Consider the following 1823-nt stretch of genomic DNA (forward strand, 5'->3'; position numbering starts at 1 on the left):
GGAATAGATTTCTCTTTGCTTCCATCTTCAAAGGTTGGCTCTACTGTTTCATCAATTGGAACCAATGGGTCGCCACCTTGGAAGGTTGGAGTACCAGTTTGTGGAAGTCCTTGAGGACCTGTGCTCGTTGCGCCAGTTCCTGTTGGGGTCACCTTAGTAAACTCTGGACTGTAGGTCGCAGTAACTGGAGTGCCATTCTTATCCACACGTTTCACTGTAACTGGATCTGGGTTTCCAACAAACTGCTTGTCTGGAGTGAAGGTCACTGTACCATCTGGTGCAATCGTGTAGGTTCCTTGGCCTGGAATAGATTTCTCTTTGCTTCCATCTTCGAAGGTTGGCTCTACTGTTTCATCGATTGGAACCAGTGGATCGCCACCTTGGAAAGTTGGAGTACCAGTTTGTGGAAGTCCTTGAGGACCTGTACTTGTTGCACCGGTTCCAGTTGGAGTCACCTTAGTAAACTCTGGGCTGTAAGTCGCAGTAACTGGAGTACCATTCTTATCCACACGTTTGACTGTGATCGGAGTTGGGTTTCCAACAAACTGCTTGTCTGGAGTGAAGGTTACAGTTCCGTCTGATGCAATCGTGTAGGTTCCTTGGCCTGGAATAGATTTCTCTTTGCTTCCATCTTCGAAGGTTGGCTCTACTGTTTCATCGATTGGAACCAGTGGATCGCCGCCTTGGAAGGTTGGTGTGCCCGTTTGTGGAACACCCTGAGGACCTGTGCTGGTTGCGTTAGTGCTGGTTGGAACTACTTCTTTCACTACTGCTTGGTACTTGACAGTAACAGGAGTTCCGTTGACATCCACACGAGTCAATTCAAGTTCTGGTGTTTCACCCTTGAACTGTTTATCAGGAGTGAAGGTCACCTTACCGTCTGCGTCCACTTCGAACTTACCAACATTTGGCACTTCTTTCACAGTTGTACCATTGTCAAATAGTGGAGTTGAATCAGCTGGGAATGGAACTGAGTCATGACCTGGAGTGAAGGTCACTTTACCTTCTTGAACCTGACCTTGCAGACCCTCTGTCTTATCACCTGTACCAGTCGGTGTTACTTTCGTAAACTCTGGACTGTAAGTCGCAGTGACTTCTGTACCATTCTTATCTACACGTTTGACTGTGACTGGAGCTGGGTTACCAACGAACTTCTTGTCTGGTGTGAAAGTTACTGTGCCGTCTGGCGCAATCCTGTAAGTTCCTTGACCTGGAATAGATTTCTCTTTGCTTCCATCTTCGAAGGTTGGCTCTACTGTTTCATCGATTGGAACCAGTGGATCACCACCTTGGAAGCTTGGAGTGCCTGTTTGTGGGACACCTTGAGGGCCTGAGCTGGTTGCGTTAGTACCAGTTGGGGTTACTTCTTTCACTACTGCTTGGTACTTGACTGTAACAGGAGTTCCGTTGGCATCCACACGAGTCAATTCAAGCTCTGGCGTTTCACCCTTGAACTGCTTGTCTGGAGTGAAGGTCACCTTGCCGTCTGCGTTCACTTCAAACTTACCAACATTTGGAACTTCCTTCACAGCTGTTCCATTGTCAAATAGTGGAGTCGAATCAGCTGGGAATGGAACTGAGTCATGGCCTGGAGTGAAGGTCACTTTACCTTCTTGGACCTGACCTTGCAGACCCTCCGTCTTATCTCCCGTACCAGTTGGAGTCACCTTAGTAAACTCTGGACTGTAAGTCGCAGTAACCGGAGTGCCATTCTTATCCACACGCTTGACTGTGACTGGAGCTGGGTTACCAACGAACTTCTTGTCTGGAGTAAAAGTTACAGTACCATCTGGCGCAATAGTGTAAGTTCCTTGACCTGGAAT

At 47.9% G+C, this 1823-nt stretch carries 1 pseudogene; it reads right to left on the reverse strand.

The features are described 5' to 3' along the window. Positions 1-1823 (reverse strand): annotated as a pseudogene (locus MK385_RS09720) (YSIRK signal domain/LPXTG anchor domain surface protein); the annotation flags it as partial.

This window comes from Streptococcus oralis (assembly GCF_026782125.1).
GTDB lineage: Bacteria > Bacillota > Bacilli > Lactobacillales > Streptococcaceae > Streptococcus > Streptococcus oralis_CE.